General features: G+C 66.6%; 2 protein-coding genes. One reads left to right on the top strand and one right to left on the bottom strand.

Going from position 1 to position 4039, the window contains the following annotated elements:
• Nucleotides 1-280 precede the first annotated feature (280 nt).
• Nucleotides 281-967, bottom strand: a complete 687-nt coding sequence (locus tag HMPREF3115_RS14115) for an alpha/beta hydrolase (protein ID WP_070554824.1) — start codon at nt 965-967, stop codon at nt 281-283.
• 510 nt (nt 968-1477) lie between these two features.
• Between HMPREF3115_RS14115 and HMPREF3115_RS14110 the strand changes: the two genes are divergently transcribed.
• Nucleotides 1478-3895, top strand: a complete 2418-nt coding sequence (locus HMPREF3115_RS14110; protein WP_070554822.1) for an MCP four helix bundle domain-containing protein — start codon at nt 1478-1480, stop codon at nt 3893-3895.
• Nucleotides 3896-4039 lie beyond the last annotated feature (144 nt).

The following is a 4039-nucleotide window of genomic DNA, read 5'->3' as shown; positions in this document are numbered from 1 at the left end:
CGTGAAGGATTCGGGGCTCGGCTACAAGGAAGGTGTGCAGGAGGCGATGAAGAGCTTCACGAACGTGAAGACGTATTCGCTGCCGTGGTGAGCGACGCGTGTCGTTCCGCTGCGATCGTCGCGGCTAACAGGATCGATGTTGCATGCGAGCGTGCCGAAGCGGGGCCGGCGTTGCGCGATCGTCGATTCTTGACGCGTGAGGCACTGCGCGCGATCGCATGCGTGCAGCATCGCGCCACCCGACATCGGCGCGACGCGCACGCATCGCGCGGAGACGAAGTTAGCTCAACCCCACGCGCTCGCCGACCCACCGGCCGAAATCGCGCACCATGTCGGCCGTCAGTTCGTGTCCGGCCGCATAGCGCCGCATGTCGTGCGCGACGCCGAGCGCAGTCAATTTCGTGTCGGCCGTTTCGGCCCACGTGACGGGCAGCTTGTCGTCCGCGTCGCCGTGCAGGATCAGCGCGTGCAGCGAACGCAGTGCGTCGCGCGGCGCGATCAGCGGATCGATCTCGGGCAGGATGCGTCCGCAGAGCACCGCGAAGCCGACGACGTCGGCCGGCGACGTGAGCGCGACGCTCGCGCTCATGATGCCGCCCTGGCTGAAGCCGGCGATCACGGTCGGCAGCGCGGCATCCGCGCCGTCCTGCGCGCGGAACGCGTGCAGCAGCGCGATCAGTTTCAGGCGGCTCGCGTTCGCGCGCGCGGGATCGATCTCAGGGCCGTTCGGCCCGAAGCGCACCGGAAACCATGCATGCTGGCCGGGACCGAAGCCGAGCGGCGCGCGCAGGAACGCGATCTCGATGCGCGGGTCGATCGCGTCGGCGACGTGCAGCAGGTTCGTTTCGTTGCCGCCCACGCCGTGCAGCAGCAACAGGCGCGCGGCGGGGCGCGTGCCGGTTGCGGCGCGCAGCCGATACTGCAGGCCGGATTCGCGATCGGTGGTCAGCGGCAGAACGTCGGTCATCGTGAGCTTCCGGAACAGGACGAAGCCGACAGTCTAGTGCGTCGCGGTGCGCGCGTGAACGCGCGCGGCGGAACGAGTCCGTTTCTTTTCCGGCATGAGTGGCCTCGCGCACATCGACGACGTGGGGGCGTGACGACGTGCCGCCCATTGGACGACCGACGCGCCGTAGATAAAAAACCGCGCGATAATCGGTATTCGGGAATGCGAAAACGTTTGCCGATAATCGCAGAATCGATTTTCGATCGATTATCGATGAGTCATTGAACCGCGCCATACCGCAAGCGACGTGCGGCGCGCAGCGCCTTTGCCCGACACGGAGGGCAGAGGTTAACGGCAACTCGCCGAAAATCTTTAGCGTTTTTGATCGCAATAAATCATTGCATTTTCGTCGATGACGGATCGATTTTGCGTCATCAGACAGTCATATACCGTCCCCGATAATTCGGCGCTCACATTCTTTCAACAGACCAGAGCGCGAGTGAAATCGAATCGCGGCGGGGAGCAGTTCACATGACCATTCGTCATCGCATTACGTTGCTGGTTGTTCTGACGTTCGTCGCGTTGTCCGCGATCGGCGTCTATGCCGTGTACCAGACGCGCAAGAGCGCATCCGAGGTTCGCCAGGTCACGCAGGGCATCGTGCCGAGCGCACTCGCGTCGGCCGATCTCGTCGCCGACGTGAAGAACATCCAGATCGCGACGATGACGCTCGTGTACGCGCCCGACCCCAACACGGTCGCGCAGGCGGCCGACGAGCTGAAGACGAAGGAGGCCGCGTTGCGCGCGGCGCTCGACGCGCAGGCGCGCTCGGCGGTGGGCCGCGCGCAGCAGGGCCTCGTCGCGCAGGCGAAGGACAGCGCCGCGAACTATTTCGCGGCGATCGACGACACCGTGAAGATGAAGACGGCCGGCAAGGCCGAAGTCGCGCAGGCATACCTGTTCGCGAACGTCGCGCAGTACCGAGACGAACTCGAAAGCATCGTCGACACGCTGCGCGTCGAGAAGAACCGGCAGAAGGACGACGCGATCCTTGCGCTGAACGGCATGCTGTCGACGACGGCGACCGCGATCGGCGGCGTCGCGGGCACGGTGGTCGTGCTGCTGACCGCGCTCGGCTTCGTGCTGTATCGGCAGATCACGCGTCCGCTGAGCCGGATGCAGACGATGATGAGCGAGATCGCGACGAGCCAGGACTTCACGCGGCGCGTGCCGGTCGGCCGGATGGACGAGATCGGCCACTCGATCGTCGCGTTCAACGGGATGATCGAGAAGATCCAGGAGAACGCCGCGCAACTGAAGCAGAAGACGGCCGACATCCAGGCGATGCTGCAGAACATGCAGCAGGGGATTCTGACGGTGGTCGACGGCGGCGTCGTGCATGCCGAATATTCGGCGTACCTCGAGACGATCTTCGAGACGCGCGACATTGCGGGGCGCGACCTGATGGCGCTCGTGTTCGACGATTCCGACCTCGGTTCGGACGCGCGCTCGCAGGTCGAGGCGGCCGTGCACGCGTGCCTCGGCGAGGACAGCATGAACTTCGCATTCAACGAGCATCTGCTCGTAAACGAAGTCGCGAAACGGATGCCGGACGGCCGTCACAAGTGGCTCGATCTGAGCTGGTCGGCGATCACCGACGAGAGCGATACGGTCGTGCGGCTGATGCTGTGCGTGCGCGACGTGACCGAGATTCGCGAGCTGACCGCGCAGGCCGGCGAGCAGCAGCGCCGCCTCGAGATGATCGGCGAGATTCTCGCGATCAGCCAGGAAAAGTTCCACGACTTCGTGCACAGCGCGAAGGGCTTTCTCAGCGAGAACGAGCGGATGATCCGGCAGCACGAGCGCGCGGATCACTCGGTCGTCGCCGCGCTGTTCCGCAACATGCATACGATCAAGGGCAACGCGCGCACGTACAGCCTGCAGCACCTGACCAACATCGTGCACGAAGCCGAGCAGGCGTACGAATCGCTGCGCCGCGCGGACAGCGGCCCCGAATGGAACCGCGACGCGCTGATGGAAGATCTTGCGCGCGTGCGCGAAGCCATCGATCACTACGCGACGATCAACGCCGTCACGCTCGGCCGCAGCGGCGGCCCGGCCGACGGCGCGCCGGCCGATTATCTGATGGTCGAGCGTGCGCATATCAGCGAAAGCCTGCGGATGCTCGATCGCGCCGACCCGGCAAACGCGGCCGACTGGCGCGCGGCGCGCGATGCGGTGCGCCGGATGCTGAGTCAGCTCGGCACGCAGGGGATCGGCGACGCGCTCGGCGGCGTGATCGAATCGCTGCCGTCGCTCGCGACCGAACTCGGCAAGCCGGCGCCCGTCGTACACATCGACAGCCGCGGCTGGCGCGTGCGCAGCGAGATCGCGCCGACGCTGAAGAACGTCTTCATGCACCTGATGCGCAATGCGATCGATCACGGGATCGAGACGTCCGACGAGCGCCGTGCGGCCGGCAAGCCGGCGGCGGGCACGATCGACGTCGCAGTCGACGTCGATGCAGAGGCGCTGCGCTTCGTGCTGCGCGACGACGGCCGCGGGCTTGCGCTAGACCGCATTCGCGCGATCGCGCACGAACGCGGCTGGCTCGACGCGGATGGGCCCGTGCTGTCGGACGAGGCGGTCGCCGAACTGATCTTCCGGCCTGGCTTCTCCACCGCGCGCGCGGTGACCGAGGTGTCGGGACGTGGCGTCGGGATGGACGCGGTGCGTAACTTCCTGAAACGCGACGGCGGCGACATCGTGCTGCGCTTTACCGACGCGTGCGTCGGCGCGCCGTATCGTGCGTTCGAGACGATCGTGTCGCTGCCCGCGCGTTTCGCGGCGGACGGCCACGCGCACGGCGACGGACACGCGGCCGACGCCGCACGGCAGCCGGCCGACGCCGGCATCGGCGCACGCTTCAGTACCGCGGAGCGATCGTGAGCGTGTGGACGATCGCGATCGCCGCGGCGCTCGCATCCGGTTTCGTCGTCGTGCTGGCCGCAATCGGCGTGCTCCGCGTGCGCGACGCACGGCGCGTTGCCGCGCTGACCGGCGAAACCGGTGCATTGCGCGCCGCGCTCGCCG

The organism is Burkholderia sp. HMSC10F09, from assembly GCF_001806955.1.
GTDB lineage: Bacteria > Pseudomonadota > Gammaproteobacteria > Burkholderiales > Burkholderiaceae > Burkholderia > Burkholderia multivorans.
The sequence above is the reverse complement of the archived record's forward strand: the minus strand, read 5'-3'. Positions and strand labels throughout refer to the sequence as shown.

Coding starts and splice junctions, on each gene's coding strand:
- HMPREF3115_RS14110 (WP_070554822.1), top strand. CDS start 1,478: ATGACCATTCGTCATCGCATTACGTTGCTGGTTGTTCTGACGTTCGTC.
- HMPREF3115_RS14115 (WP_070554824.1), bottom strand. CDS start 967: ATGACCGACGTTCTGCCGCTGACCACCGATCGCGAATCCGGCCTGCAG.